Origin of the sequence: Oscillatoria sp. FACHB-1406 (assembly GCF_014698145.1) — a bacterium.
Classification (GTDB): Bacteria; Cyanobacteriota; Cyanobacteriia; order Cyanobacteriales; family Spirulinaceae; genus FACHB-1406.
Window position 1 is genome coordinate 133,052 of sequence record NZ_JACJSM010000006.1, and the last position, 24,866, is coordinate 157,917.

General features: G+C 49.4%; 24 protein-coding genes. 5 read left to right on the forward strand and 19 right to left on the reverse strand.

The window, feature by feature from the left end; all coding sequences use genetic code 11:
- Nucleotides 1-55 precede the first annotated feature (55 nt).
- Nucleotides 56-1,975 carry a molecular chaperone DnaK gene (gene dnaK, locus H6G50_RS08750; RefSeq protein ID WP_190715274.1) on the reverse strand — a complete coding sequence of 640 codons (1,920 nt, stop codon included), beginning with the start codon at nt 1,973-1,975 and terminating at the stop codon, nt 56-58.
- Between the two features lie 317 nt (nt 1,976-2,292).
- Here dnaK and H6G50_RS08755 point away from each other — a divergent pair, with 317 nt between their 5' ends.
- Nucleotides 2,293-2,625 carry a nuclear transport factor 2 family protein gene (locus H6G50_RS08755; RefSeq protein WP_190715275.1) on the forward strand — a complete coding sequence of 111 codons (333 nt, stop codon included), beginning with the start codon at nt 2,293-2,295 and terminating at the stop codon, nt 2,623-2,625.
- Nucleotides 2,626-2,720: 95 nt separating this feature from the next.
- On the opposite strand, the gene H6G50_RS08760 is transcribed toward H6G50_RS08755, so the two are convergent.
- The 7 genes from H6G50_RS08760 to H6G50_RS08790 form a co-directional block, all read right to left on the reverse strand.
- Entirely contained in the window at nt 2,721-2,927 is a 207-nt protein-coding gene (locus tag H6G50_RS08760) for a glycogen debranching protein (protein WP_190715276.1), read from the reverse strand.
- A gap of 58 nt (nt 2,928-2,985) precedes the next feature.
- Nucleotides 2,986-3,906 carry a TIGR01777 family oxidoreductase gene (locus H6G50_RS08765; RefSeq protein WP_190715277.1) on the reverse strand — a complete coding sequence of 307 codons (921 nt, stop codon included), beginning with the start codon at nt 3,904-3,906 and terminating at the stop codon, nt 2,986-2,988.
- Nucleotides 3,907-4,009: 103 nt separating this feature from the next.
- Nucleotides 4,010-4,135, reverse strand: coding sequence for a PetM family cytochrome b6-f complex subunit 7 (locus H6G50_RS08770; RefSeq protein ID WP_190715278.1), 126 nt, complete (start codon nt 4,133-4,135; stop codon nt 4,010-4,012).
- Between the two features lie 33 nt (nt 4,136-4,168).
- Nucleotides 4,169-4,789, reverse strand: a complete 621-nt coding sequence (locus H6G50_RS08775; protein ID WP_190715279.1) for an HD domain-containing protein — start codon at nt 4,787-4,789, stop codon at nt 4,169-4,171.
- A gap of 115 nt (nt 4,790-4,904) precedes the next feature.
- On the reverse strand, nt 4,905-5,588 hold the full coding sequence (gene bchM, locus H6G50_RS08780) for a magnesium protoporphyrin IX methyltransferase (protein ID WP_190715280.1): 684 nt from the start codon (nt 5,586-5,588) through the stop codon (nt 4,905-4,907).
- A 216-nt stretch (nt 5,589-5,804) separates the two neighbouring features.
- Nucleotides 5,805-6,572, reverse strand: coding sequence for a histidine kinase (locus tag H6G50_RS08785; protein ID WP_190715282.1), 768 nt, complete (start codon nt 6,570-6,572; stop codon nt 5,805-5,807).
- A gap of 462 nt (nt 6,573-7,034) precedes the next feature.
- Nucleotides 7,035-8,003, reverse strand: coding sequence for a site-specific DNA-methyltransferase (locus tag H6G50_RS08790; RefSeq protein ID WP_190715284.1), 969 nt, complete (start codon nt 8,001-8,003; stop codon nt 7,035-7,037).
- A 326-nt stretch (nt 8,004-8,329) separates the two neighbouring features.
- Here H6G50_RS08790 and asnB point away from each other — a divergent pair, with 326 nt between their 5' ends.
- Nucleotides 8,330-10,222 (forward strand): asparagine synthase (glutamine-hydrolyzing), encoded by a 1,893-nt coding sequence (asnB, locus tag H6G50_RS08795; protein WP_190715287.1) that lies wholly within the window; start codon nt 8,330-8,332, stop codon nt 10,220-10,222.
- 274 nt (nt 10,223-10,496) lie between these two features.
- On the opposite strand, the gene H6G50_RS08800 is transcribed toward asnB, so the two are convergent.
- Together H6G50_RS08800 and gloB are read right to left on the reverse strand one after the other, a co-directional pair.
- Complete coding sequence (locus H6G50_RS08800) at nt 10,497-12,200, reverse strand: iron uptake porin (RefSeq protein ID WP_190715289.1); 1,704 nt, start codon at nt 12,198-12,200, stop codon at nt 10,497-10,499.
- Between the two features lie 249 nt (nt 12,201-12,449).
- Entirely contained in the window at nt 12,450-13,223 is a 774-nt protein-coding gene (gene gloB, locus H6G50_RS08805; RefSeq protein WP_190715291.1) for a hydroxyacylglutathione hydrolase, read from the reverse strand.
- Between the two features lie 66 nt (nt 13,224-13,289).
- On the opposite strand from gloB, the gene H6G50_RS08810 reads away from it, so the two are divergent.
- The 3 genes from H6G50_RS08810 (at nt 13,290) to H6G50_RS08820 (ending at nt 15,989) form a co-directional block, all read left to right on the forward strand.
- The gene (locus H6G50_RS08810; protein WP_190715293.1) at nt 13,290-13,505 is read left to right on the forward strand and encodes a hypothetical protein; all 216 of its coding nucleotides are present in this window, start codon (nt 13,290-13,292) and stop codon (nt 13,503-13,505) included.
- Between the two features lie 63 nt (nt 13,506-13,568).
- Nucleotides 13,569-14,204, forward strand: a complete 636-nt coding sequence (locus H6G50_RS08815; RefSeq protein WP_190715295.1) for an adenylate/guanylate cyclase domain-containing protein — start codon at nt 13,569-13,571, stop codon at nt 14,202-14,204.
- 414 nt (nt 14,205-14,618) lie between these two features.
- A complete protein-coding gene (locus tag H6G50_RS08820) occupies nt 14,619-15,989 on the forward strand; it encodes a hypothetical protein (protein ID WP_190715298.1) in 1,371 nt (456 codons plus the stop codon).
- A 59-nt stretch (nt 15,990-16,048) separates the two neighbouring features.
- On the opposite strand, the gene H6G50_RS08825 is transcribed toward H6G50_RS08820, so the two are convergent.
- The 9 genes from H6G50_RS08825 to epsC all read right to left on the reverse strand — a co-directional run bounded on the left by H6G50_RS08825 (nt 16,049) and on the right by epsC (nt 24,646).
- On the reverse strand, nt 16,049-18,673 hold the full coding sequence (locus H6G50_RS08825) for a chloride channel protein (RefSeq protein ID WP_190715300.1): 2,625 nt from the start codon (nt 18,671-18,673) through the stop codon (nt 16,049-16,051).
- A 142-nt stretch (nt 18,674-18,815) separates the two neighbouring features.
- Nucleotides 18,816-20,498: a helix-turn-helix domain-containing protein gene (locus tag H6G50_RS08830; protein ID WP_347239908.1), complete on the reverse strand. Its 1,683-nt coding sequence runs from the start codon at nt 20,496-20,498 to the stop codon at nt 18,816-18,818.
- Nucleotides 20,499-20,731: 233 nt separating this feature from the next.
- On the reverse strand, nt 20,732-20,887 hold the full coding sequence (locus H6G50_RS08835) for a CopG family transcriptional regulator (protein WP_190715302.1): 156 nt from the start codon (nt 20,885-20,887) through the stop codon (nt 20,732-20,734).
- Between the two features lie 96 nt (nt 20,888-20,983).
- Nucleotides 20,984-21,355 carry a hypothetical protein gene (locus H6G50_RS08840; RefSeq protein ID WP_190715304.1) on the reverse strand — a complete coding sequence of 124 codons (372 nt, stop codon included), beginning with the start codon at nt 21,353-21,355 and terminating at the stop codon, nt 20,984-20,986.
- Complete coding sequence (locus tag H6G50_RS08845) at nt 21,352-21,801, reverse strand: ArsC/Spx/MgsR family protein (RefSeq protein ID WP_190715306.1); 450 nt, start codon at nt 21,799-21,801, stop codon at nt 21,352-21,354. The genes H6G50_RS08840 and H6G50_RS08845 overlap by 4 nt, the downstream gene beginning before the upstream one ends.
- Nucleotides 21,802-21,835: 34 nt before the next feature.
- Entirely contained in the window at nt 21,836-22,345 is a 510-nt protein-coding gene (locus tag H6G50_RS08850; protein WP_190715308.1) for a hypothetical protein, read from the reverse strand.
- A gap of 49 nt (nt 22,346-22,394) precedes the next feature.
- The gene (gene nifT, locus H6G50_RS08855; protein WP_190715310.1) at nt 22,395-22,601 is read right to left on the reverse strand and encodes a putative nitrogen fixation protein NifT; all 207 of its coding nucleotides are present in this window, start codon (nt 22,599-22,601) and stop codon (nt 22,395-22,397) included.
- A 99-nt stretch (nt 22,602-22,700) separates the two neighbouring features.
- Nucleotides 22,701-23,837, reverse strand: a complete 1,137-nt coding sequence (gene nifV, locus H6G50_RS08860; protein WP_190715312.1) for a homocitrate synthase — start codon at nt 23,835-23,837, stop codon at nt 22,701-22,703.
- Entirely contained in the window at nt 23,834-24,646 is an 813-nt protein-coding gene (epsC, locus tag H6G50_RS08865) for a serine O-acetyltransferase EpsC (protein WP_190715315.1), read from the reverse strand. Before epsC ends, nifV begins: the two co-directional genes overlap by 4 nt.
- Nucleotides 24,647-24,866 lie beyond the last annotated feature (220 nt).

The window sequence follows — 24,866 nt, forward strand, 5'->3', positions numbered from 1 at the left end:
GTTCTTTGCCTCAATAAACTGATGACTTAGGGGGACTTAAATCAAGACAGGTTGTTTACTTGGTTTCGGAGAATTCAGCATCGATTACATCGTCGCCGCCGCCGGAACTGCCGCCCGTGCTGTCAGAGGGGCCAGCACCGTCGCCCATATCATCGGTGGGTACGCCTCCACCGGCTTGTTGATAAACGCTGCTGCCGATGCTGTAGAGGGTTTGTTGCAATTCGGGCAGAAGAGATTGAATTTTATCATCATCTTCTTGCGCGATCGCTTCCTTCAGGCTCTTAATTAACTCTTCAGCCTTGCTCTTATCGGCATCCGAAACCTTATCGCCCAGTTCGCTAAGCTGCTTCTCAGCTTGATAGACTAAGGAATCGGCTTGGTTCTTGCGATCGATTTTCTCGCGGCGTTCCTTATCGGCGCTGGCGTTGGCTTCAGCTTCCTTCACCATGCGATCGACTTCCGTATCGGGCAGCGTCGAAGCGCCGGTAATGCTGATCGATTGTTCTTTACCCGTACCCTTATCCTTCGCCGTGACGTTGAGGATACCGTTCGCATCGATGTCAAAGGTAACTTCGATTTGGGGTACGCCGCGTTGCGCCGGAGGAATACCATCTAAGCGGAAGGTTCCCAAACTCTTGTTGTCTTTCGACATTTCCCGTTCCCCTTGGAGAACGTGAATTTCTACGTTGGTTTGACCGTCTACTGCCGTCGAGAAGACTTCCGATTTCTTGGTCGGGATCGTGGTGTTGCGCGCGATAATCTTGGTCATGACACCGCCGAGGGTTTCAACGCCCAAGGACAGCGGCGTTACGTCTAACAAGAGAATATCTTTAACTTCGCCTGCCAGAACGCCACCTTGGATTGCCGCGCCGACCGCAACGACTTCATCCGGGTTTACCGTTTGGTTCGGTTCTTTGCCCAGAACGCGCTTGACTAATTCTTGAACGGCGGGAATGCGAGTCGAACCGCCGACGAGAACGACTTCATCAATGGCACTTTTATCGACTTTGGCATCGCGGATGGCGTTTTCTACCGGAATGCGCGAACGTTCGATTAAGTCTGCCGCGAGTTCTTCAAATTTCTGGCGAGTCAGCGTCGTATCGAGGTGCTTGGGACCATCTTGCGTCGCGGTGATAAAGGGCAGGTTGATTTCTGCTTGAGTGACGCTCGATAGTTCGATCTTGGCCTTTTCTGCTGCTTCGGTGAGACGTTGCAGCGCTTGTTTGTCTTGGCGCAAGTCGATGCCTTCGGTTGCTTTGAATTGGTCGGCGAGGAAATCTACGATCTTTTTGTCGAAGTCGTCGCCGCCGAGGTGAGTATCGCCGGAGGTTGCTAAGACTTCAAATACGCCGTCGCCGACTTCTAGGATGGATACGTCGAACGTACCGCCGCCTAAGTCAAAAACGAGGATGGTTTCGTTACTCTTTTTATCCAAACCGTAAGCAAGCGATGCAGCGGTCGGTTCGTTGATAATCCGTTTGACTTCGATACCGGCAATTTTGCCTGCATCCTTGGTGGCTTGGCGTTGCGAGTCGTTAAAGTAAGCGGGAACGGTGATTACTGCTTCTTTGACGGTTTCGCCGAGGTATTTGCTTGCGTCGTCAACCAGTTTGCGGAGAACTTGAGCGGAGATTTCTTCGGGCGCGAATTGCTTGCCAGCGGCGGGACAGTCGAGTTTGACGTTACCGCTGCTATCGCGGAGGATTTTGTATGCAACTTCGGTGGCTTCGTTGGTGACTTCTTCAAAGCGACGACCGATGAAGCGTTTTACCGAATAAAAAGTATTGCCAGGGTTCATTACCGCTTGGCGTTTAGCAATCTGACCGACGAGGCGATCGCCATTTTTAGCATAGGCGACAACGGAAGGTGTGGTTCTAAATCCTTCTGCGTTAGCGATTACAGTCGGTTTGCCCCCTTCTACAACAGCTACGCAGGAGTTCGTCGTCCCTAAGTCAATGCCAACAACTTTTCCCATAATCTAAAGTCTTGCTCCAGTGTTACTACAGTTCGTAGAAAGCAAGGAACTGAATCTATAATAGCGTTCTACTCTTGCTTGCGTTCTTCGTACTCCTATATAGTGCCTGGGAAGGGGGAGTTGGAGTAAGTGTAGGTTCCCGAACCTCGCGGGGCGGTTTGGGGATAATGAATAATTGATAATTGATAATGGACAATGGACAATGGCACTGAAATAGCTCAAAGCATTGATATTTCGTAGGGTGGGCAGCGCCCACCAGCCTTAAGTGAGTGCCATTCGATAATAGACAATTCTGATTTGCCCCAAGGAACCAAAGAATGACGGCGGAAGAGATGAGAGACTGCATTCGCCAAGCGGCGCAAGCTTGTCGGGAAAAAGACGCGATCGCGTTTTCGCGGCTTTTTCTGCCTGATGCTGAGGTGGTGCTGTCGAATGGCGCTTGCCTCGTCGGACGGGCAGAAATCGCTCGGGTAACGGCGGCTTATTTTGAGCGTTGCGGCGAGATTGCGATCGCGATTCACCATATTGTGGTGGAAGGAAACAGCGCGGTGGTTGAGTGGTCTTGGCAGGAGGGGACGCTTACTGAGAATGCGATCGCGATCGATTTTCGTTCTGGGGCGATTGCAGCTTGGCGAGAATATCGCCGATAATTCGTAATTCGTAGTTCGTAATTCTTGCTCCAGACCTGAGAGTAGGGGCTTGTCACCCTCCCCAGAATTTTAAGACGAGCGATTTAAATCTACTATTAACTTAATTTCAACGAATTCACCGGCACGTCATCCCAGGATTCAACCGTTCGCATTTGTGCTTTCCAGCCGCTAGATTTTTGTTCGTCGCTGAGGTTATTTTGGAAAGATTGATGGCAATCTCGTGCTAGTTTTTCATTGCGAGTTGCAATACAGGCATAGACTAGACCGGACGGATCGAGTTGTTCGTTTACCCAAATAGCCATTTTCAGTTATCGTTATCGATGAACGGTTGAGATTTTTCCCCAAGTTCAATTTAATGACTTAAGAAACAATCGATTCTAGCGCCGGTTTAATCGTCGGATATTGATAGTTAAATCCGATCGCTTGCGTGGCTTTGGGAAGCACTTGCTGCCCTTCTAGGACGACTTTCGCGCCGTCGCCCAGCAGGAGTTCGAGGGCAAAACTGGGAACGGGCAACCAAGACGGACGTTTGAGGACTTCACCCAAGCTTTGAGAAAGCTGGTTCATCCGTACTGGATTGGGGGCGGTGGCGTTGAAAGTTCCCGCCATGTCGGGGCGCTTGAGGGCTTCGAGAATCAGATTGACGACATCTTCGCGGTGAATCCAGGAAAACCACTGATTGCCGGTTCCAATCGGCCCGCCGACGAACATTTGGAAAGGGGTTAACATTTTCGCGATCGCGCCGCCTTTACCAACGATAATCCCCAAGCGTAAGATAACCAAGCGGACTCCAGCGGCTTTCACTTTTTCGGCTTCTGTTTCCCACGCTTTACAAACGCTGGCGAGAAAATCGTTTCCCGCAGGGCTTTTTTCATCGAAGGTTTCCGTTTCGCTAGTGCCGTAGTAACCAATGGCGGAGGCGTTGACGAGGACTTGCGGTTTGGGGTTGGCGTTGGCGATGGCTTCGACAATTTTTTGGGTTCCCAGGCGGCGACTTTGCAGGATGCTTTGTTCGACGGGGGGAGTCCAGCGCTTTTCGGCGATGGGTTCTCCGGCTAAGTTAACAACACCGTCGCATCCGGCGATCGCGCTTTGCCATTCGCCCGATTCTGTGGGAGTATATTCGACGATCTCGACGTTGGGAAACTCGCTAGCAGGAAATTGCGATCGCGCCCCTTCTGGGTTGCGGGTGAAGACAAGAACGCGATCGCCATTTTGCTCCAATTTTTCCACTAACCGACTGCCGACAAATCCCGTTGCACCCGTTATCGCGACTTTCATAAAATTTCCTCGATTAAACTGCTTTTCTTAATCAATTATCTAGAAAAGGTAAGGGAGCAAAATGCTCCCTCTCTCTTGCTTTTCAAACTTCTTAAACAATCGTTTATTTCTGCGCTTCTTCTGACTTGCTCTTGGCAATTTTTAAAATCAAAAATCCTAATCCCAAGCCAACGAGAATGAGGGTCGAAGAAAGAATAGCAGAATTAAACAGAATTTGATCGGCATTCATTAAACAAAACTCCTTATGTCGTTCGCGATCTCGTCAATATTTCTCCTTATTGTACGCTATCGGGGGTACATCCTCGGCTCGCGCGGCGGCGAAGACGCAGGATTGCAGTTGCCCGACAACGGCGGCGAATTCTTCAACTAACGCACTCGAACCCGCCTCTCTCAAGGCTTTGACTAATGCGCCATAGTACCACAGCGTCCCGTCTTTGCCGCCCGCAAAGCGCTGCCACAAGTCTTCGCCGACGAGGTGATAATCTTTGAGGAGCGATCGCGCATTGTACAGTTTATCGGCTGAGGTTACGAGTAAAACGCTCGCAGAAGCCGTTTTTAGGTGCGCCAGATAGCGTTCCTTGCGATCGCGCCACGGGGGTTTAGGCAGCGTTTGCGAGTCGCTACAGCCTTCCACAATCGCCGTTACCGCATCCCCAAACCGACGGCGAATCTCCTCCCGCGTTGGGATTCCGCCTTGGTCTTCTATGGCATCATGGAGGAGGGCTGCGATCGCTTCATCCTCACTTGCACCGTACTCCAGCGCGATACTCGCCACGCCCAACAAATGCGCCACATACGGCACGCCCGAACCTTTACGGACTTGCTGGGCGTGGAGTCGAGTGGCGAAGGTTAAAGCCTCGGTAAATCGTTCGGAAAGGAGCATATTTTGTAATTCGTAATTCGTAATTCGTAATTCGTAATTCGTAATTCGTAATTCGTAATTCGTAATTCGTAATTCGTAATTCCCAATTAATCACTCATCACTCATAATTCATAATTTATCTCGTTGCTTCTAGAATGCGGGAAAAATAAAAGCGCGTACTCGTCATACTCGTGCGTTGAATCGAAAACCCTTCTTTCTCCAAAAGGGCGATAATATCTGCTTCTCGGTGCTGATAGGCGCGCGTCGTTTTGCTTGGTCCGGGGAAGAGTTCGCCGATTTTTTTGAGAATAGTTAAACACAAAGTTTTGGGCGCAAAACTGATAATAATTCGCGATTGGGCTAAAGAAGCCAAATGTGCGATCATTTCTGCTGCCTTTTCTTGGGGGTAGTGGATGAGAACATCGAGGCAAATAACCGTGTGATATTTTCCCGAAAGCGACTCTAAATCTTGCACTGCCAAGGTGAGTTTACTGGGGTCTTTTAACGCTTGCTGCGCCCGTTCTCGCGCTTCTTCCACCATTTTTTCGGAAATATCGCTACCGAACACCGTCGCCCCCGCTTCCGCTAAGGGAATGCTTAAACTGCCCACACCGCAGCCCGCATCGCAGATAGAAAGTTCTGACACATTGCCGTCTGCTTCCAGCCAGCCGATAACCGTATCGATGGTTCTTTGGTGTCCGTTGCGAATGTCGAGTTGAACTTTATTAACTTCGCCATCGCCATAAATTCTGCGCCAGCGGTCGAATCCTGTGGCGTTAAAATAATCTTTAACTACGGTTTTATCGTCAAGTGCGCTCATGAAATTTTGAATTCTTCGCCAGCATTAAGGGGACGCTTAACACTGTATCAGTCTTGTTGCCTCGAGAAAAGCCTTAAAAGCAGCCCGACGCGCACTCGACCGGGTTTCAGCGTAAAAAAAGCTGAAAGTTAAACTTGAAAATCCGAATTCAAGCAACTTTCAGCGATGATAACCCTTGGAGGGTTAAAACTTAATTCTGGTTTAATTTTCGATGCCTTAGTGTTTACCCTGAAAAACTTCGCTCATGGATTTCCAAAGCTCGCGCAATTGGCGTTTAATTTCATACTCTTTCTTGGCAATCGCGCTGCCAGTTTCTCCCATTTTGCGTTCAAACTCTTGGCGCTTTTCTTCAACCAGCGTAACGGTGGAATCGGGATCGGTTTTGGCGCGATCGTACCAAGCTTTGGCATCGTCGAAATAATGTTTGACATCATCGTAGCGTTCGCCGTAACGGTTGGCTAGATTGGCTTGAACGATCGCGAGTTGTGCCTTGAGTTGAGCGTAGCGCTTCTGTAACAGCGCGACTTCTTCGCTATCTTTGAGCGTTCCAATCGCCGCTTCGATCGCTTCTTTGACTTGCTCGGATTTGCCTTCCCCAGCGGTATGAATTTCGTCTAGGGTGCGATCGATTTCGGTCGCCATTTCGGTTTCAGCCAGGTCGAGTTGGTTTTGTAGTTCTTTCACTTCGACTTGCTTTTTGGCGAGGGAATTTTGTCGGGTACTGCTTAATCCTGCGATCGCGCCTTCAATTGAAGCAGTGACATCTTCTTTAAGTTCCCCGCCTTTTTCTTGGAACGCTTCCACTGCGGTTGAAACGGCTTCTTTTACCACGCCGCGAATTTCGGTCGAACCATCCTTTAATTCCGAAGTTGCTTGGGCGACCGCTGTTTTCAAAATATCGCGAATCCGTTCTAGGCGAAGTTTGCCTTCTTCCTTCACTTTTCCTAAATCTTCTGCGATTTTCTCTTTATTTAAGTTACTCATATGGGGATATCCTACCGAAAATTCTTTTATAACTATTCTGGCGGATTCTCCAAACGATGGATTCCACCTGAAGGGGGAAAGACCGTACTTGAAGCCTCCCTAGCTTTGAAATCAGACGCGATCGCAAGGGGCGTACTATCCGTACTCTACTTCCTTTGGATTACTTCGCAAGTTGTTGGTTTATCTTTCCTTCAGTGCGATCGAATCTTTCAGTCAACGCGCTTATAATACCAATTCTCAGTTACGATGCAATAAATTTTTCGTCGTAGGGACATAACATTGTTATGCCCTCTTCAGGAATCGTGCAAAATCAATGAAAATTGGTAGAATGTCTTAACTTTTTATTAAGTCTGTAGAGACGTTGTATACAACGTCTCTACAGAGAACGCGATGAGACTTGGTAAAACAGCGAAGTTCTATTCCTCCCCGCTACCTTATTTAGAAAGATTAAAGAGGTAAGAATTATAGAGTTTCCGCCCCTTTCCATTCAATTGGAATTTGCGCCACCTTATCGCGATCGCTCGGAGCGTGAATTGGTTTACCCAAAGGACGATAACCCAATGTTCCTGCCTTTAAATCGGCGATTCTTTGCCGAGCAATTTCTAGATAATCCTCCTCCTTTTCACAACCCATTGCGCGGCGATCGCTGCCTAAAGCTGCAATAATGCTAGAACCCACGCCCGCAAAAGGATCTAAAACCCAATCATCCGGTTCCGTCAGCGCTAATACGCACCGTTCCACCAACTCAATCGGAAATTGACAGGGATGAATCGTTTTTTCCGGATGATTCGCTTTAACATTAGGAATATTCCAGACTTCCGCCTCCCAATCCTGTTCGACAATCCGCCAAATATCGCCGGGATTTTTGCCCAAAGGATTACCCGAAGGTTGACCGCGTTTTGCACCTTTAAAATGGCGCTTACCGGGATATTTAGAAGGCACGCGAATCGCATCTAAATTGAACGTATATTCGTCTCCCTTGGTAAACCAGAGTAAAGTTTCGTAGCGTCCACTCAATCGTTTTTTTGCGTGCAAACCATGCTCGAAATGCCAGACAATGCGATTTCTGAGTTTTAATCCGTGGCGCTTAAAAAAGGGATAATAGAGAATATCGAGTGGAAACACTTCCCCCTTGCTGACATAATTTCCGACTTGCCAGCATAAAGACCCATCCGGCGCTAAAACGCGAATTAACTCATCTACAATTGGGTTAAGAGACTCTAAATATTCCTCGATCGCGGTCGAAACTTCGTAAGCCTTCCCCAGATTGTAAGGAGGCGACGTAACGATTAGCTTAGCAAATCCTGTAGGGGCCGCAGACAGAATTTCTTTCGCATCGCCGAGTGCTAAAACAACGCGGGCATTCTCATTAAAAGTTGGGGCAATGTCTTCGGGAATTTGGTTATCCCATAATTTTCCTTGTTCTATCATCAGTAAGAATGGATAATGGATAACGTCTTATATAATTGATAGTTGAGTGTCGCTCTTGGTCGATCCGAATCAAAATAATCGTACGTTACGCTTCGCACTCCACACCCTACTGGCTTTCAGCTTTTTGTTGAGTATCCCTCTTGCTCGATCTGAGTCAAAATAATGGTGCCTTACGCTTCGCACTCCACACCCTACGTTCTTTCTCCTGGAGAATTTTAGCTTTTTTTATAGAAAGCTGCGCTAAAAATTCCGTTTCTCGATCGCGCCGACACATTCGAGAGCGAACAGCGTATAATCATTGCTCAATCTGAGAGAGTTATTTAACGATGTGTGGAATTTGTGGGTTTGTCTACGCAGATCGCGATCGCGCCGTCCATCCCGAAATCGTAGAAATCATGACTGCTACGATAACCCATCGCGGCCCCGACGAAAAAGGCATCTACGCTAAAGAAAATGTCGGCTTAGGAATGCGTCGCCTCTCCATCATCGATCTCGGCAGCGGCCAACAACCCATCCATAACGAAGATAAAACCATTTGGGTCGTTTTCAACGGCGAACTTTACAACTACCGCGAACTTACCCATTCCCTCACTCGCCTCGGTCACAAATTCTACACCGCCAGCGATACCGAAGTCCTCGTCCACGCCTACGAAGAATTTGGCGACGACTTCCTTGAATACCTCAACGGGATGTATGCCTTTGCCCTCTGGGACGATCGCAACAAACGCCTCATTGTAGCGCGCGATCGCCTCGGCATCAAACCCCTCTACTACACCCTCCACGACAACGCCTTCCTCTTCGGTTCCGAACTCAAAACCCTCCTCGCCTACCCCGGAACCTCCCGCAACGTCGATTTATTCGCCCTCAACGAATACCTCAGCTTTGAATACATCCCCACCCCCCGCACCATCTTTCAAAACATCGCCAAACTTCCCCCCGGACACGCCCTCAGCTACAGCCAAGGCGACTTAAAAATTTGGCAATATTGGGATGTTAACCTCGCCCGCAGCGAAAACCTGCAACCCAAACCCGCCCAAGAATACGAACTCGAACTCCTCGAAATCCTCCGCAGCAGCATCCGCAAAGAAATGGTAAGCGATGTCCCCGTCGGCGTACTCCTCAGCGGCGGACTCGACTCCACCACCGTCGCCGCACTGATGGCAGAAGCAGCACCCGGTAACGTCAAAAGCTTCTCAATCCGGTTTGACGATCCTTCCTTCGATGAATCCTACTACGCCCGCCTCGCCGCCCGCCACCTCCAAACCGAACATCACGAACTCACCCTCACCCCCAAACTCGTCCTCGAACTCGTCCCCCAACTCGCCAAAGTCCTCGACGAACCCCTCGGCGACTCCTCCATCATTCCCACCTTTCTCCTGTCGCAATTCACCCGCCGCCACGTTAAAGTAGCCCTCGGTGGCGATGGCGGCGACGAGTTATTTGGCGGCTATTCGACGCTGCAAGCCCATCGCTTAGTAGAATACTACGAAATGTTATTGCCGGGATTTGTGCGCCATCGCGTCGTCCCTTGGCTAGTCGATCGCCTGCCCGTCTCTTTTGATAACATCAGCCTAGACTTCAAAATTCGTCGCTTTATCGGCGGACGCGGTATCCCCATTGTTATGCGCCACCATCAATGGTTAGGTTCCTTTACTGTCGCCCAAAAGCAAAAATTATTGCAACCCTGGACGCAATTACAAGAACGAGATACCTATCAAATTGCCTTCCAACACCAGCGTAATTCTCAAGCCCAAGAAGCCCTCAATCAGTTGTTATATTGCGATTTGAAATTGTATTTAGAAGGCGACATTTTACCGAAAGTCGATCGCGCGAGTATGGCAAACTCCCTCGAAGTGCGAGTCCCCCTACTCAACCATACCTTAGTAGAATACGTCGCCAAACTGCCCCACAACATGAAATTGCACGGCTTGACAACAAAATATATCCTGCGTCGCGCCATGCGTCCTTACTTACCGAAAGAGATTATTCAAAGGGGTAAAAAAGGCTTTAATATGCCCGTCGCGAAGTGGTTTTCCGGCCCATTGCGTCCGTTATTAGAAGAAATGCTATCGGCAGAACGCTTGCAACGAGAGGGATTTTTTAACCCCAATTACGTGCAGCAATTATTGCAGGAACATCTGAGCGGTCGTAAAGACCATCGAAAGTTATTATGGACGTTGTTGGTGTTTGAATTGTGGTACGAACATTGGGGAAACTAAGATTAATTAAATCTACCCTATTGCCGGACTGTAGAGACGTTGCATACAACGTCTCTACAAGTTTTATTCAGAATCAAAAGTAGGGTGCGTTAGCAAAGCGTAACGCACCATTAACTCAACTAAAGTTGAGCGAAGTCGATTCTGTGTAACCTCATATTCAATTAATATAATAAGGTCAAATAGTTCATCTCTAAACACACAAAAGTATTGGCTGGCGAACGCTGCCCAATCTACCGAATGTCCTCATCGAGTTGCGTAGCGCTACAACACCGTTCTAAAAATGAAATTGAGCGCGAAGATTCCCGACAAACACAGCCGGATTGCTACTAAAATTATTGGCATTCCAAATTGTATATAAAGCCGGAACAATTGCCATATTTTGGCTGATGGGATAGAAGTAAGAAGCTTCCAATTCGTACTGCGTACCGCCATCGCCACCGCCGGATAGAAGGAACTCGCGACCTTCTAAATAATGGTGGGGAACGAGAAAAGAAATAACGCCCAATGCGCCCTGCTTGCCGAGATCGGGGAGACCCAATCCGATTTGAAAAGATTGCACGCGAATCTCGCCATCAGTCCGGATAGGATTGATGGGATTAATAGCTAAATTTCCGTAAGAATAGCGTCCGAATAGGGCGATTCCTTCGCTCATTAACCAATCGAAATTAAAGACGAAGGTATTCGCGCCGGAATTCCGAATTGTGCCACCGAAACCATCATCGGCGAATCCATAAGGGAGTGGTTCGCCAACAGCATCACCAATATAACCGTTGTAAGGTTTGAGGGAAGAACGGGCATAAATGAAGCGTAGATTGAGGTTGTCGGTGGGGGCGTAATCGAGTTCCGCTGAGAGGATATTGGAACTTTTAAAAAAGCCGTCAGTCGTGGCGCTTTGGAAAGGCGGCGAGGGTAAATATTCGTTTTTTTCGGCGAGATAGCCAATGGTGAAAGCGAGGGGGGGCGCGATTTGCCAAGTAATAACGGCTCCCGGACCGCGATCGATCGCGCTTAAAAGGGTGCTACCATTCGAGTTAAAGCTCGTCGTGCCGATGGGAAAAAAGTTGTAGGGGTTGTTGTCGAAGTATCGGTAGTAGTTTAAGCTGGGGCCGACCGCAACGCGCAAGTTATCGCCGACGGGAAAGGTATAGGCAATGTGTCGCAGGACGACTTGGTTGGGAGTTGCAGCATCGGTGCGATCGAGAAAGGGCGTTCCCCAGGAGTTGTAAAAACCGGCGGAAACGAGTTGATTCGCCGGAGAGTTGCCGTTACCGGCAGTGAGTTCGACAACCAGCGAGTCTTTGCCGGTAAAGGAAGTCGTGAGGGTAAAATCGCTGCTGTAGCTGAAGGTTTCTTGGGACTCAGAGAGTTGAACGCGGGTGGGGCGATTGTTGGCATCGCGTTCGGGGGGAAGATAGGGATTTTCCGGCGCGTTGAGGTTGCGTTCCGCCCAGATATTGCCCGTAGGGTAAGCTCCGGTAAAATTAAGCCAGACGTTACCTCGCAGTTTAGTTGTGGTGGAAAATTGATGGTCTTCGAGAACGGCGGTACTAGCTTCAAGGGTATCGACGCGATCGCGCAGTTGCGTCAATTCGGTTTCAAATTCGCTTTGCAGGTGTTTTAAGGTTTCGCGATCGTCGCGGGAAGCTAAGTTGCCGCCAAGGATAAGGGTTTGGACGCGATCGAGACAAGCATTGAGTGCGGCGGCAAATTCGTAGCGGGTGAGGGCGCGATCGCCGCGAAAGGTTCCGTCTGGGTAGCCTGTAAGACAATCGTAGCGCTGAATCAGGTCTTGTAGGGCAGCGTAAGCCCAATCCGTCGGCCGCACGTCGGAAAGGCGCGAAACGGACGGGATGTGACCCATTTGTGCATCGCTATCTGGGGTGAATTCTTCCAGGGATTGCGCGATCGCGCTTTCTCCTAATCCTCCCAAACTTCCCGCGATCGCGAAGGCTAGCGAAAGTTTCCAGACCCATTGCATTCTTTCACTCCTCAATAGTTGATAGCAAGTTAATAGCAAACCGTTTATAGTTGACGGTTACGGTTAAGATCGGATCGATCTGAATTTGCATAAAAATAAGGGTGCGTTAGCCGAGCGTAACACACCCTTATTTTGACCGGTACTATTAACTTGAGATGGTGCGTTACGGCGCGCTGAAAAATCCATTTTTTGTGGCGAAATCTAACTCGCACCTAACGCACCCGACTGCTGAGTTCGACTCTTCACCCCTTAAAAAGAGTCTTTTTTACCCCGCAAACGAGCGAAACTTTGCACCGGATCGCCGGTTCCCATTGCGGTTTGAATAGCGGGCGTATCCCAGCGCAGGAAAGGGTTAGTACGCTTTTCTACGCCGATGAAAGTCGGAATCGTGGCTTGACGCTGCGATCGCGCTTTTTCTACTTCGTCGTAGCGCGCTTGTAAATCTGTATTATCTGCATCCACCGTCAGCGCAAACTTCAAATTACTGAGCGTATACTCGTGGGCGCACCAAACCCGCGTATTTTCGGGAAGGTTGCGAAACTTGCTCAAAGAATCGACCATTTGCGCGGGCGTGCCTTCAAATAGTCGCCCGCAGCCGCCTGCAAACAGCGTATCGCCGCAGAACAGTTCGCCCGGTTCTCCGGAGTCTGTCGGCTGGAAGTAATAGGCGATGTGGGCGCGGGTATGTCCGGGAACAAAGAAAACTTCGCCAATACGGTTGACAAATTCAACGCGATCGCCTTCTTTTAAGAAAACTTGCTGTCCGGGGATACGCCCGCGATCGACTTCGCCCCCGTAAACGCAAGCATCCGGAAAATGGCGCAGCAGCGCTTGATTGCCGCCGACATGATCGGAATGGTGGTGCGTATTGAAGATCGCGATTAAGGTTGCCCCCAACGCTTCCAATTGTTGTAATACCGGCCGTGCATCGGCGGGATCCACAACTGCTGCAACATTTTGCGAGCGATCGTGCAACAGGAAAATATAATTATCAGACAGTGCTGGAAGCCGAATAATATCCATCTTTAATCTGGTCGTTGTCCGTGTTGAGGTTGCCTGCGGAGTCTATATTCAACAATTTTAGAAGCTATGGCTGTTAATTCACATAATTCGCAAAATCGACCCACCCCCAATATTCAGCAACGAGTCGAGGGCATTCTCGAAGAAGCGCGTATTAATCGTCGAGAGTATTTTCAACTGGTGACGCTTTTTTTATCCGATCTGAGCGTGACAGAAGAGGAACGTCGTCTGCTTAATATTGTCTTCGATCGCTTGCAAAACAGTCAAATTCAATGGGGAGACTGAAAACCATTTAAATCGACCTCGAAAGAGCGAAGCATCATTTTTTAACCGGGAGAGCAAACTACCATGTTTATTCAAAATTTCCAAAGACTTTACCCCAGCGGCTATTTAGATCGACTGATGAAGTTGCTCGACCAACGCTTGGAACCCGGAGCGGACAAGAATTGCATCGATCGGCGCATCTGGGATTTATTCGGCGAAGAATGGGCAATTATGTTCACCGATTTATCCGGATTTTCTCGCTTAGCAGCAGAATTTGGGATTATCCACTTTCTCCAAACCATCTACGAATCGCAACGATTGTTCAGTCGTTGTATTGACGACTACGATGGCGTTACCATTAAAATGGAAGGGGATAGTATGCTGGTTTTATTTCGCCAGCCCTTGAAGGCGGTGGAATGCGCGATCGATATGCAGCGGGCCGCTAAGGAATACAATCGAGATAAAATTGAGGTCGAGCAAATTTTATTATGCGTAGGTCTGGGTTATGGTAAAATTTTGTCGATTGGGGAACAGGACGTTTTTGGGGCGGAGGTCAACGCAGCTAGTAAGTTAGGTGAAGATACAGCGAAAGCGTGGGAGATTCTTGTTACCGAGTCGCTCGCTGAATATATTCGGGGAAGAGAAAATGTAGCGCTGCAAAAGATTGATTTTATTCCGCCAGGAGCAAAAGCCGCTTATCAATTAATTTATGAGCGATAAGTAGGGGGGCATAAAAAAGTTAACAAGACCTGTAGGGGCGGGTTTAGCTGAAACTGTTGTTATGAGAGCGATCTAGAAATCAAAACCCGCCCTCTCCGCATTCTATTTAATGACAAACGCCTACTGGGTAGTTATTGATGTGAGGGGGTATGACCCACGGGTGTCAGCCGCCGCACCCCCAACGAGCGAACTGAGGATTTTGTCCCTAACGCGCGTAATAAAAGGTAATTCAGCTAGTCCGATGAGTTCGGAGTTGTCAAGGCTTCATGTTCCATTTTTTACCTTCGGTCAAAGACAGACAAGACGGCTAAAAACTCTTAAAATAGCAGTGAGGTGCGGACGGGGATAGACTATAACAATCGCTTTCCGAGCAAGCCTAGCCTCCACACTCTTCAACAAGACTGATGAAAGTGAATGAAATTTGAACGCGAGTATAAAGAATGCCTCGATAAATTAGTTTGGGCGACTCAGCAGCTACAAGTTGAAGTAGAAACCACAAGGCTCGATGAGGTGGCTAAGTTAATCGTCCAGCCGATGACTGGGCCTTGGCGCTATTTTCATACACCCCAACATATCTTTGAAGTGGGGGGATCGCAAGACGCGATCGAAGTTTTAGCATCGCTTTTCCACGATTTGGTATACGTCCAAGTTGATTGGAGCATTAATTTTGGGATTAGCTACTATATCGCACCTTATATCAAAGAAGAAAATAATCGCCTTCAAATTCGTGCGGCGGAAGACTTACCGTTCGATATCCTCTTCGATATGACGGCTTCAATTTTCGGTTTTGCGCCCGAGACTATTCTCAACCCCTTCGCCGGACAAAATGAGTTTCTCAGCGCCCTCGTCGCTGTTAAAGCTTTAGAAACCATCCTCACGCCCGAACATTTATTCAAAATTACCGCTTGTATAGAAGCGACTATTCCTTTTCGTGGGCCAACGGAAGAGGGGAAAAGCGTCAGCGATTGCCTCTACGAACGTCTCGAACAAACCAATCGACGCTTTCAGCTACAAATTCCCGCGTCAGAACTCGAGGAAACGGTAAAACGAGCGGTTCGGGTTGCTAACCGAGATACGATTAGTTTTACTTACCCAACGCCGGACTTCCTTTCCAATACTTGGAATTTATTGCCCGAGACTAATCATAATTTGGTTGATAGTTCGAGTTCTTACCGCGTGCGCGAGTATCGGCTAGCGGTTCAAAAAATGGAAGGCTTTATGCGTTCTCTGAAACCGGAGCTAATTTTCCGTCAATATAAAGGAGAACCGGAGGAAGAAATTTATCAGATTACGATCGAGAAAGCGAGTCGAAATCTGGAGATTGCTAAGTTATATTTAGGAACTAAATTATTTGCGATCGCGGTTATCGAAGCCCTGTCTTTACGCATTGGAATCGACATTCCGCTCTCAACGCTGATGGGAGAACTCCCCTACCAAAATTCCCTAGCTTCGCATTGGGAAAACTTTATTCCCGATATTCCCTACGCTTTTCCACCGCAAACAGAGATCGAAGAAGAAGTGATGAAATTGTTAGAAGTGGGGCGAACCGAGGATTTGAGTTACGACCTTAAAAACTCACCGCTAGCAACCTTCATGGTTAAAGCAATGGGATTCGATCGCATTTTACACCAACTTCCCCTCGCTAAAGATTTTTTTGCCGGACAATTAGATAGCGAAGCCTTTATTAAAGCCTGCGATCCGACCGTTCTTGAAGTGGTCGTCAATGGAATTGTTAAACTTCTCGAGAGTCGCAAGCAAGCCATTTGCAGTTCGGTCGAATCTTAAATGACGCTAAACGTAGAGTAACCGATTGCAGCAATATTTTAAAGCGTGCGCTATGGCGTTCAATCCAAAGCCGAGCGAATTAAAATGACGGTACAGTTAACCCCCGTCGCGATTCCTTCGGGAATATTACCCCATACCGCTTGCTTTAATAACCCTTCGCGACTTGCACCCAACATCACCACATCGAATCCTTCCGTTGCGCTGAGATCGATCGTCGCTTCAACGACAGACGGCGCGCAGAGGGAAATCGGCGTAGTCTCTATCGCCGCGCGAGTTCGGAGAAAGGCAGCAGCGCGATCGATATCCGAAACATCGGGCGGAGGCATTTCGGGGGAATACACGCGACAGAGCCAAATTTGGGGCGAGATCGTTAAATGTTTGAAGGCGGGTAATAATTGAATGGCGCGCTCGGTATTCGGCCCTCCTGCCATCGGTATAAGCCAGCGCGTTGAGGCAAAATTGTTATTGGGATAAGCCGTGGGCGATTGCCCGATTTTCACCAACACCACTTCGCAACGAGTTTTACGAATTAAACGGTCTGCCGTATCGCCAAAAATACGCCCCGGCGTTGAAGTTTTTCCCTTCCATCCCATCAATAAAAGATTAATATTTCGCTCTTGAACGGTTTCGATAATAGCTTGGGAAACGGATTGAGCGGCGCGAATTTGACTGTGAAAGGGAACTTGCCAAAAGCGGGCTAAAGCTTCGGCGCGATCGAGTAGTTTGCGGCTACTTTCGCACTCGACTGGCGTGCGTTCCGGGGCGCTATGTTTGGGGACGAGGATAACGCAGAGACACTCGAGTTCCCAGTCTTGTTCGTGGGCGATCGCAGCAGCCAACCGGATTAAACTAGAAGCGGTATCGGGATTCGCCAAGGGCAACAAGATTCGCCCTCGCCCCACCGTCGGATCGCGGGTTTGGTAAACGACATAAGAGGGAACTCGGCGCGCAGGATTCGCTACGGGCGTGAGGCGATGCGCTTCAGCGCGGATGACATCGGTACGGGTAATGATTCCCAGGAGTTTATACCCTTCGGTAACGGGGAGATGGGTGAGGTGGTAGTGTTCCATCAAGTAAAGAACATCGCTCAAAGGCGCATTGGTTTTAATCGCGATCGGGTTGAGAGTCATAATTTCTGCGATCGGGGTATTTCCTGGCAAACCCCGCCGCTTCGCCTCATTCGCCTGCGCCACCATGAGCGTACCCTTCAAACGTCCGTCAGCAATCGCAGGAAAACCTTCGTGTTTGCTGTCGGAGAAAACTTTAAATGCTTCATCTAAAGTTGCATCAAACGCGATCGTTTCCACCTGTCGCTGCATGACATCTCCCGCCTTCAAACCCGAAAGAATATCATAGGGCTGCGTTTCCTCGCTTAAATAAATGCCGCTCGACTCTAACAACTGTTGGTAGAGCGAACCGCGCGTCAGCGTCGAAGCAATAAAATAGGCCAGCACCGACGCAATCATCGACGGCAGAATTAAATTAAAAGCCGCCGTAATTTCAAAAACAATGACAATCGCCGTCACCGGAACCCGTGCCACCGACGAGAAAAAAGCCGCCATCCCCACCAACGCAAACGTTGAAGGCGATGCTGTGCTTTCCATAAATGCCGCCCCAGTTCCCACCAAATACCCCAACGCCGAACCTAACACCAACGCAGGCGAAAATAATCCTCCCGGCGCGCCAGAACCGTAAGCTAAGACAATTAAGCCAAAATACACCGGCAGTGCTAAGGCCGTGTTTAGCCAGCCAATTTCCCCGGATAGGAAAAACTCTCTTAACTCAGCATTATTGCGCAGCATCGGTGAAGTCATCGCCACCACCGCGCCGGAAATCAAACCGGCAAATCCTACGCGCCATGCCATCGGCCAATTAAGACGGCGATAAAATTGCAAGCCACCCAAGATGCACCGTTGAAACAACGTTCCCAGCAATCCAGCCAGCACGCCTAAGATCAGGTAAAACGGGATTTCATCGGGATTGAATTCGTTTTTTGCCGAAGCCATGAGGATTTCTGGGGGAATATTGAAATCTGCGGCTCCCACTAAGCGCGACACTACTGCCCCGGTAAAAGAGGCGATAATCGTCGTTTCTAGCGTTAAGCTCGAGATATCCCGCGATAGTTCTTCAATAACGAATAAGACTCCGGCAATAGGGGTGTTAAAGCCTGCCGCAAGTCCTGCGGCTGCCCCCGCAGCAATCATTTGGCGGCGGTGTTGGGGCGAAGTGGGAACCCACTGGCTGAGTTGCGCGGCTAAGGCCGCACCAATATGCACGGTTGGGCCGCGACGACCGAGGGCGAGTCCGGCGGCTAAGACTAAAATTGTGCCGACAAGCTTGACAAAAGCAACCCTTAATGATAGAGAAATGGGAAATTGAGCGAGAACGGCTTTAACTTGAGGGATACCGCTCCCGGCGGCGGCGGGGGAGAATTGCTCGATGAACCAACCGGCGACTAAACCCAAGCTTAGACCGAAGAGGGGAAGCGCGATCGGCCCGTACTGGCTGGCTAAGTGGAGGCGCGTCGTACCGAGCAAGCCAATGCCTTGGCGGAGCAGAAGGGCGGCGAGGGCAGACACGCAACCGATTAAACAAGCTTGAGCGAGGGCATAGTAAATTTCAGTGGAGCGCTTGCTAAAATGTCGGTTATGAAGCCAGGTTAACAGGCGTTTTAAGGGGGTCATCAGGTGTTCCCTGTCGAGTAGTCGGCGATCGCAGGTCTGCCTTATTCAGGATACGCTGCCGCGCGCTCGAAACGAAAGCCACTTAAAAATTAGCGCCGCCCTCACTTCAGCAGCGATCGCCCAAATGCTCGAATCCGTAAGGCTAACTTAATCCCAGCACATTTTTTAGCAATAATTGGTCTTCTGGTTTGGGGGAGAAACGCCCGTTCTCGAGATCGCGAATCCAACTTTGACTTTTGCCGGTGAGTTGAGCCAGAACGCGCTGGCTCATTCCTTTGCGCTTGCGGGCGGCGAGAATCTGCTCGCTGGAGAGTTCGGAGCGTTCCTTTAACTTTTTGCGCTTGTGGTTGCGCCGCTGCTTTTTTTGAGTCAGTTTGTTGAGTTGGCGTTCCCAATCTGGGGGAAGCTTGAAGCCTAAAATGCGCGCTTTCATCAGCAGATTCCATTTACCTTTCTGCCCGGAATCTGTCAAACGGCGATCGCTACTTCCGTCCTCAATCCAGAAATCGAGGGCTGCTTCCGCATCGTCGGGCAAATCGGCGAGTTTTGCCCACAGGGGTTGAATATCGAGAGGATAAGTAACGGGATCGAATAGGGGTTGGAACCCGTAGCGATCGATAACTTCTAAGTCGCTTTCAAAGGCCCGCAGCAAGCGCTTGCGTTCTTTGCGATCGCGCGTAGCCAGACTGAACTTTTCCGCTCCGTAAGCTAGCTGCATCAAAGTCGGTACGGTAATGCGCTGTTCTTGACCCATTTTCAGCTTAAATAGCAGCCACAACATCATCCGAGCGGCTCCTTCGTGTTGCTGCCAAATACTCATAACTGCTTGCAGGAGAAATTGCGGCAGCGTTCCGTACTGATAAAAAGCAATATGTTGTTTGTAACCCGGTTGATTTAAAAAGTATTTTGCCCATAGACCAGCGCGCAGCCGAAATGTTAAACCAATTAAATACTTGCAACCGAGATCGTCTTCTTGAAAATGATGTTGAATCTCCAACAAATGCCATAAACTATCGTTTTCGACCTGAAATCCTTTGACTTTTCCTTGTTGCGGCCAATCGACCGCAATTTCGACTTGACAAGGTTGTTGGGCAAGGGTTTTGATTAAACTCAGCTTAGTTGCTTTGCTCAGATCTTTACGTTTATCTAAACCTAAATATTTTTCGATTTGCTGGTCGTTAATGACAAATTCTTGTTCCCAGGGGCGCTCTAAGGTCGTAGCATAAGCCGCATAAATTAAGTGCAGGCTAGCCGAACGAATATCAATATTGGCTAGCGCTGCCCGCGTTGCTTCAGAATTCTCAGCAGGAGACCGATTCGCCTCACTCCTGCCGCTGAGTTGCAGGATAATCCCACCTCGTCCCTGTTTGACCGGACGCTCCAGGTAAAGCCGACCCGTTTCATCGGTTTTCCAAGGTAAAATACTCGCACTCGATAACATATTGCAAGCTTCCCAAACTGCCATTGAGGAGGCGAACGGATGGTTTTTACTCGTTGCAAACAGTTCTGGGCTAGTCGCCGCTCGCGGTGTGATTTTATATCTTCCTTTTTTAGCTTGGGCGGGTAAGAGACTCGAGAGCGGGCAACTAACAATACACTGCGGCTCGTCATAATATCCCTCACAGTTATTGCACCGTCCGAGTTCGATCCAATATTGACCGCTTTCCTCAATCTGAATTGCTCCTGTTGGGCATTGAGGCTGACAGGTTCCACATCCAGAGCAACTCTCGGAAATTGTATAAGCCATAACACTTTTGTTAAACGGATCGCTCAAATCAAACGTTCGCTTGTGCTTCAACTCCTGTTTGAGTCTAAATCCTAGCATTCCCCTTTAAGGAGGATGGAGAACCTTGCAGCAGAGCTAAATTGAGCTATATGAGTGTTTAACTTCTCATGATTTATTTTTTACAGTTGTTCGGCAATAGCATTTTAATATTTTCTTAATAGTGTTATATACTAAATTAGTAATATGTATTTTTCACATAAATTTATGCAGAAACAAAATAAAAAAACGAAGATAAAAGCCAGCAAAAATATTAAATCCTAGAGCCGAAACGCTTACTCCGTGTTTTGTTTGGGTGAAGGGGGGCGGTCTGGTTGCCAATCGCGAATGAGTTGTCGGATGACATCATTCATGGAAACTTCAATCCGATCGCAGTACCCTTTCACCTTCTCGTATTCCTCTTTTGTCATCCGCAAGCTAAATCGTTTCATGGCATCAAATAGACATTAAAATAGCGTCTTGGCAGGTATTAGTTATTAGTTATTCGCGAGTAGCGAGCGACCTTCAGAGATTCGGAGACTATCGCCTCAATAGGAGTCGTCGTAGAGAGAAAGCTCGTCAACGCGGATATCTAAAGGCGTTCCTTCTGTGGGAGGGGGACAGATGCGAATGCGAGCGATCGCGGTAGCCTCGAGTAAACGGCCAATTCCGCCGAGATGCTGGAGAACCTGCCAACCGATCGCAAGACTCGGACAGTAAATAATCAAAGTGGATGGATAGGGCTGGGCGGCGGTTAACCACCGGCACTGCGATAAAACCGCTTGAAGCGTGCCGTCTCGCTGACAAGCCTCTTCAAAAAATTGACTGAGGCGGCGATCGAGTTCTCGGCTTAACAGCCTGTCCGAGCGCGTTGCCTCAGTCGGGGGCAAATCTTCCGGGGGAAGGGATGAAGGGTTCATCGGGGTTCTAAACTGGAAGTTAAGTCGGGCAGTTTGGGCGTTGTTTGGTTAGAACGCGGACAGGTTTCCCAATCGCCTGCTGGAGGGCGAACGGGACTCAAACCGAGCCAGCGATCGATCGCAACCGGATCGAAACCGACTCGATACTGTTCTCCAACCTGAATCAGAGGACGACGAATTAATAACGGCTCTGCCCTCATTAATGCTAGAGCAGTTTCCTCGTCCAATTGTGCCGGAGCGATCGCGCCAGACTTAATCGCAAAAGCCGTCGGATTAAACCATTCCCTCACGGGTAACGAGCCGAAAAACGGACGTAACTCCTCCGGATGCCAATCGCGATCGAGCAGGCTAAAAGCAATAACTTCATGTCCGGCTGCTACTAGCAAAGCTTTTTGCTTAGTATTATTAATGCAGCCCGGTTTTTCGTAAAAAATAACAGAAACCATCGTTAAATGAGAGATTGTCGATTGGGAAATCATTTCAAGGTGCGGCTTGGCAAATGCGCTCCATCGCAAGCATCAAACGGTGAGCCATAACGCGCAGCAAAGCGACTTCCTCATGGCCCCACATCGGTTGGTGCTGCCCGCGTCCGCAGACAAAAACGCCTCTTTCTCCCGATCGCGTCTTCAGCGCCACAGACAGCAGCCCATCGCGCCCGCTATCTGTTGCGCGTGACCACTGACTTACAAAAATTTGACCAAACCGCTCGCCACTGACGGTTTTCGGGGTAATGCAGCCCGAGCAAATACGCTCAAACGAGCAGCTTTGACAACCGGGATCGAAGACAGACAGACGGCGATCGGGATGATGCCATAAAAACTGGCAAGATTCGACGGGCAACCGGCGGCGAATTTCCTCGATCGCCCCTTGAAGAATTCCGTTCGATTGAGGCGACTGTCGCCGAGTCGGAAAACTGGGGGCAGCTTGGGGATGAAGGCGTTGTTTCCCAGACAGAATTGATTGAAATTTGTGCAGATTTCCAGAGTACATGGTAGTCGAGCCTTGATAAGGGGACAAATGAGAATAAATGCGATCGCCTCTAGAGTTTTCGGGCTTGCAAAGTTTGAGGCAGTTGGTACGGTTCGCTTAAATCTGCCGGAGCAAAAGCAAGTTCCCAACCGTTAGCAAGGGTTAAAACTAAACCGTCGTCGGTTAATTCCCGATTGACAACTTCTTCTTCTAAATCTTTTTTAGGAATATAGGCAGAGAGGTGTCCGGCGTGATTGTGACGTAGCATGACTTTCATAGTTCGTAGTTCGTAATTAGGAGTTTGTAATTCAGGGTTTCAGTCCCCTGCTGAATGATTGCCAATTGTTGCTTTGTTGAGGGATTAGTATTACCCCACTTACAGAGCCGATCGCGATTTACGATTCACTGACAACTGAATCAATTCTTGAGGGGTTAAACCGCGTTTGACTTCCACCGATAATTGTCGCGCGCCATCTAAAACGACTTGCGCCTCTTCCGGCGTTAGAAGAATGCCGTACTCCCCGAGCAAATTCGAGACGCTGTGCCGTCCGGAATGCTTGCCGATCGCGAGGCGACGCTTCCAGCCCACTTCTTCCGGGCTGAAGGGTTCGTAGGTGTGCGGGTTTTGCAGCACGCCGCGAACGTGGATTCCAGCTTCGTGAGCGAAGGCATTTTCGCCGACAATCGCCTTCCAAGGTGGAACGCCGCAACCGGAAGCACGGGCGACGTATTCCGAGATTTGGCGCAAGCGGGAAGTATCGATGCCTAAATCGAGGTTGTAGAGGCGCTTGAGGGCCATAACGACTTCCTCGAGGGCTGCATTCCCCGCGCGTTCTCCCAAACCGTTCACCGTCGTATTCACCGACGTTGCCCCCGCTTGCAGGGCAGCGAGAGTATTCGCCGTCGCTAGCCCAAAGTCATTATGGGCGTGCATTTCGATGGGGATAGAAAGGGCGTTAACCAAAGCGCTGACTTTCCGCGTTGTCGTCGCCGGATCGAGGATGCCGACAGTATCGCAGAAGCGGAAGCGGGATGCGCCCCAATTTTCGGCGCTGAGGGCGACTTCAAGGAGAAAGTTTTCATCGGCTCTCGAGGCATCTTCGCCGCCGACAGCAACAAAGAGATCGCGATCGCGGGCAAAATGGATAGCATCGCGCAGGCGATCGAAAACGAGACGACAGTTGCCTTGAAATTTAGCAGCGATTTGAATTTCGGAGACAGGGATTGAAACGTGAACTCGTTTTAATCCGCAGGCGATGGACGCTTCGAGATCGGAACGCAGGGCGCGGTTCCAACCGATGAGTCGGGCGGGCAATCCAAGGGCGGTAATGGCAGAGATAGCTTTTGTTTCCTCGGTTCCCATCGCGGGGATGCCAACTTCGAGTTCGTTTGCGCCGATGGATGCGAGTAAAGTTGCGATCGCAACCTTTTCCTGACAGTTAAAGGCAACCCCAGCGGCTTGTTCTCCATCTCTTAAGGTCGTATCGTTAATATTGATGTCGATCTTATTCATGACAATCCTTGAAAAGTAGATCGGGTATGGGGTTTTGAGTCCATCCGGCAAAGTTCCAACTCATCCGCAAATTGGGAAGGCTGGGCGACAAACTGTACCTCCGATTGTGCGTCTGATTGCGTTTGATGTTGCTTGAGGGTTCGTATCCGTCGTTCCAATTGCTCGATCCGTGCCAGCAAAGGCTGAAGATTGCCTTCTGCATCGCAACGTCGGCCATTTTTATCGGCAACAATGCGTCCGGGAATGCCCGCTACAGTGCAATCGCTAGGAACATCTCGCAAAACGATCGCTCCGGCAGTAATATAGGCGCGATCGCCAAGGCGAATATTGCCTAATACCTTCGCTCCCGTCCCCACAACAACGCCGTTTCCGAGCGTGGGATGGCGCTTACCGCTTTCTTTTCCCGTTCCGCCCAAGGTGACTTCCGACTCAATCCAGCAATTGTCGCCAATGATGGTGGTTTCGCCGATAACAACTCCCATTCCGCTTTCGATAACCAAGCCGCTGCCGATGGTTGCGCCGGGATGAATTTCAATGCCGGTGAAACATCGCCCCAGGTGGGAGAGTAAGCGAGGAAAAAAAGTAACCCCGCGCTGATGGAGCCAATGCGCGAGGCGATGCAGGGTGAGAGCGTGCAGCCCCGGATGGCAGAAGAAGATTTCTAGGCGCTGGCTGGCGGTGGGAACGCTCTGATAAAGAGTGGCAAAATCCTGCTGGAGCAGGGATAAGAGGGAAGAGCGAGCGTTAACCTTTGAGGGATGGCTCAATACCCGCGTTGGTGTGGGGAAATAGAGAAATAGCTCGAACATGGATAGGGCGCGACTCGGAGCGGTTGCGAATAATTGCTTATATCAGTTGCTTCTTTGCTGAGGCTATTGAGCGATCGCGGTTAGGTTGATTAATAATGATTAAGAATCTACTCAAAATCCGAACATTGCGCGCTTTATACGGTTGAATATCCTGTCGAAATTTTTTGGGGAGCGGGGGACGAGTATTTTTGATGGGGGGGACGAGCATTTCTGGCAGGAG

Excerpts from the sequence above, each read along its gene's own strand:
- H6G50_RS08815 (WP_190715295.1), top strand. The coding sequence starts at position 13,569 with ATGTTTATTCAAAATTTCCAAAGACTTTACCCCAGCGGCTATTTAGAT.
- nifV (WP_190715312.1), bottom strand. The coding sequence starts at position 23,837 with ATGAATAAGATCGACATCAATATTAACGATACGACCTTAAGAGATGGA.
- H6G50_RS08760 (WP_190715276.1), bottom strand. The coding sequence starts at position 2,927 with ATGGCTATTTGGGTAAACGAACAACTCGATCCGTCCGGTCTAGTCTAT.
- H6G50_RS08785 (WP_190715282.1), bottom strand. The coding sequence starts at position 6,572 with ATGAGTAACTTAAATAAAGAGAAAATCGCAGAAGATTTAGGAAAAGTG.
- H6G50_RS08835 (WP_190715302.1), bottom strand. The coding sequence starts at position 20,887 with ATGAAACGATTTAGCTTGCGGATGACAAAAGAGGAATACGAGAAGGTG.
- H6G50_RS08840 (WP_190715304.1), bottom strand. The coding sequence starts at position 21,355 with ATGAACCCTTCATCCCTTCCCCCGGAAGATTTGCCCCCGACTGAGGCA.
- dnaK (WP_190715274.1), bottom strand. The coding sequence starts at position 1,975 with ATGGGAAAAGTTGTTGGCATTGACTTAGGGACGACGAACTCCTGCGTA.
- asnB (WP_190715287.1), top strand. The coding sequence starts at position 8,330 with ATGTGTGGAATTTGTGGGTTTGTCTACGCAGATCGCGATCGCGCCGTC.
- H6G50_RS08800 (WP_190715289.1), bottom strand. The coding sequence starts at position 12,200 with ATGCAATGGGTCTGGAAACTTTCGCTAGCCTTCGCGATCGCGGGAAGT.
- H6G50_RS08755 (WP_190715275.1), top strand. The coding sequence starts at position 2,293 with ATGACGGCGGAAGAGATGAGAGACTGCATTCGCCAAGCGGCGCAAGCT.
- H6G50_RS08790 (WP_190715284.1), bottom strand. The coding sequence starts at position 8,003 with ATGATAGAACAAGGAAAATTATGGGATAACCAAATTCCCGAAGACATT.
- H6G50_RS08825 (WP_190715300.1), bottom strand. The coding sequence starts at position 18,673 with ATGACCCCCTTAAAACGCCTGTTAACCTGGCTTCATAACCGACATTTT.
- H6G50_RS08765 (WP_190715277.1), bottom strand. The coding sequence starts at position 3,906 with ATGAAAGTCGCGATAACGGGTGCAACGGGATTTGTCGGCAGTCGGTTA.
- epsC (WP_190715315.1), bottom strand. The coding sequence starts at position 24,646 with ATGTTCGAGCTATTTCTCTATTTCCCCACACCAACGCGGGTATTGAGC.
- H6G50_RS08810 (WP_190715293.1), top strand. The coding sequence starts at position 13,290 with ATGGCTGTTAATTCACATAATTCGCAAAATCGACCCACCCCCAATATT.
- H6G50_RS08830 (WP_347239908.1), bottom strand. The coding sequence starts at position 20,498 with ATGCTAGGATTTAGACTCAAACAGGAGTTGAAGCACAAGCGAACGTTT.
- H6G50_RS08845 (WP_190715306.1), bottom strand. The coding sequence starts at position 21,801 with ATGGTTTCTGTTATTTTTTACGAAAAACCGGGCTGCATTAATAATACT.
- H6G50_RS08820 (WP_190715298.1), top strand. The coding sequence starts at position 14,619 with ATGAAATTTGAACGCGAGTATAAAGAATGCCTCGATAAATTAGTTTGG.
- gloB (WP_190715291.1), bottom strand. The coding sequence starts at position 13,223 with ATGGATATTATTCGGCTTCCAGCACTGTCTGATAATTATATTTTCCTG.
- H6G50_RS08850 (WP_190715308.1), bottom strand. The coding sequence starts at position 22,345 with ATGTACTCTGGAAATCTGCACAAATTTCAATCAATTCTGTCTGGGAAA.
- H6G50_RS08770 (WP_190715278.1), bottom strand. The coding sequence starts at position 4,135 with ATGAATGCCGATCAAATTCTGTTTAATTCTGCTATTCTTTCTTCGACC.
- bchM (WP_190715280.1), bottom strand. The coding sequence starts at position 5,588 with ATGAGCGCACTTGACGATAAAACCGTAGTTAAAGATTATTTTAACGCC.
- nifT (WP_190715310.1), bottom strand. The coding sequence starts at position 22,601 with ATGAAAGTCATGCTACGTCACAATCACGCCGGACACCTCTCTGCCTAT.
- H6G50_RS08775 (WP_190715279.1), bottom strand. The coding sequence starts at position 4,789 with ATGCTCCTTTCCGAACGATTTACCGAGGCTTTAACCTTCGCCACTCGA.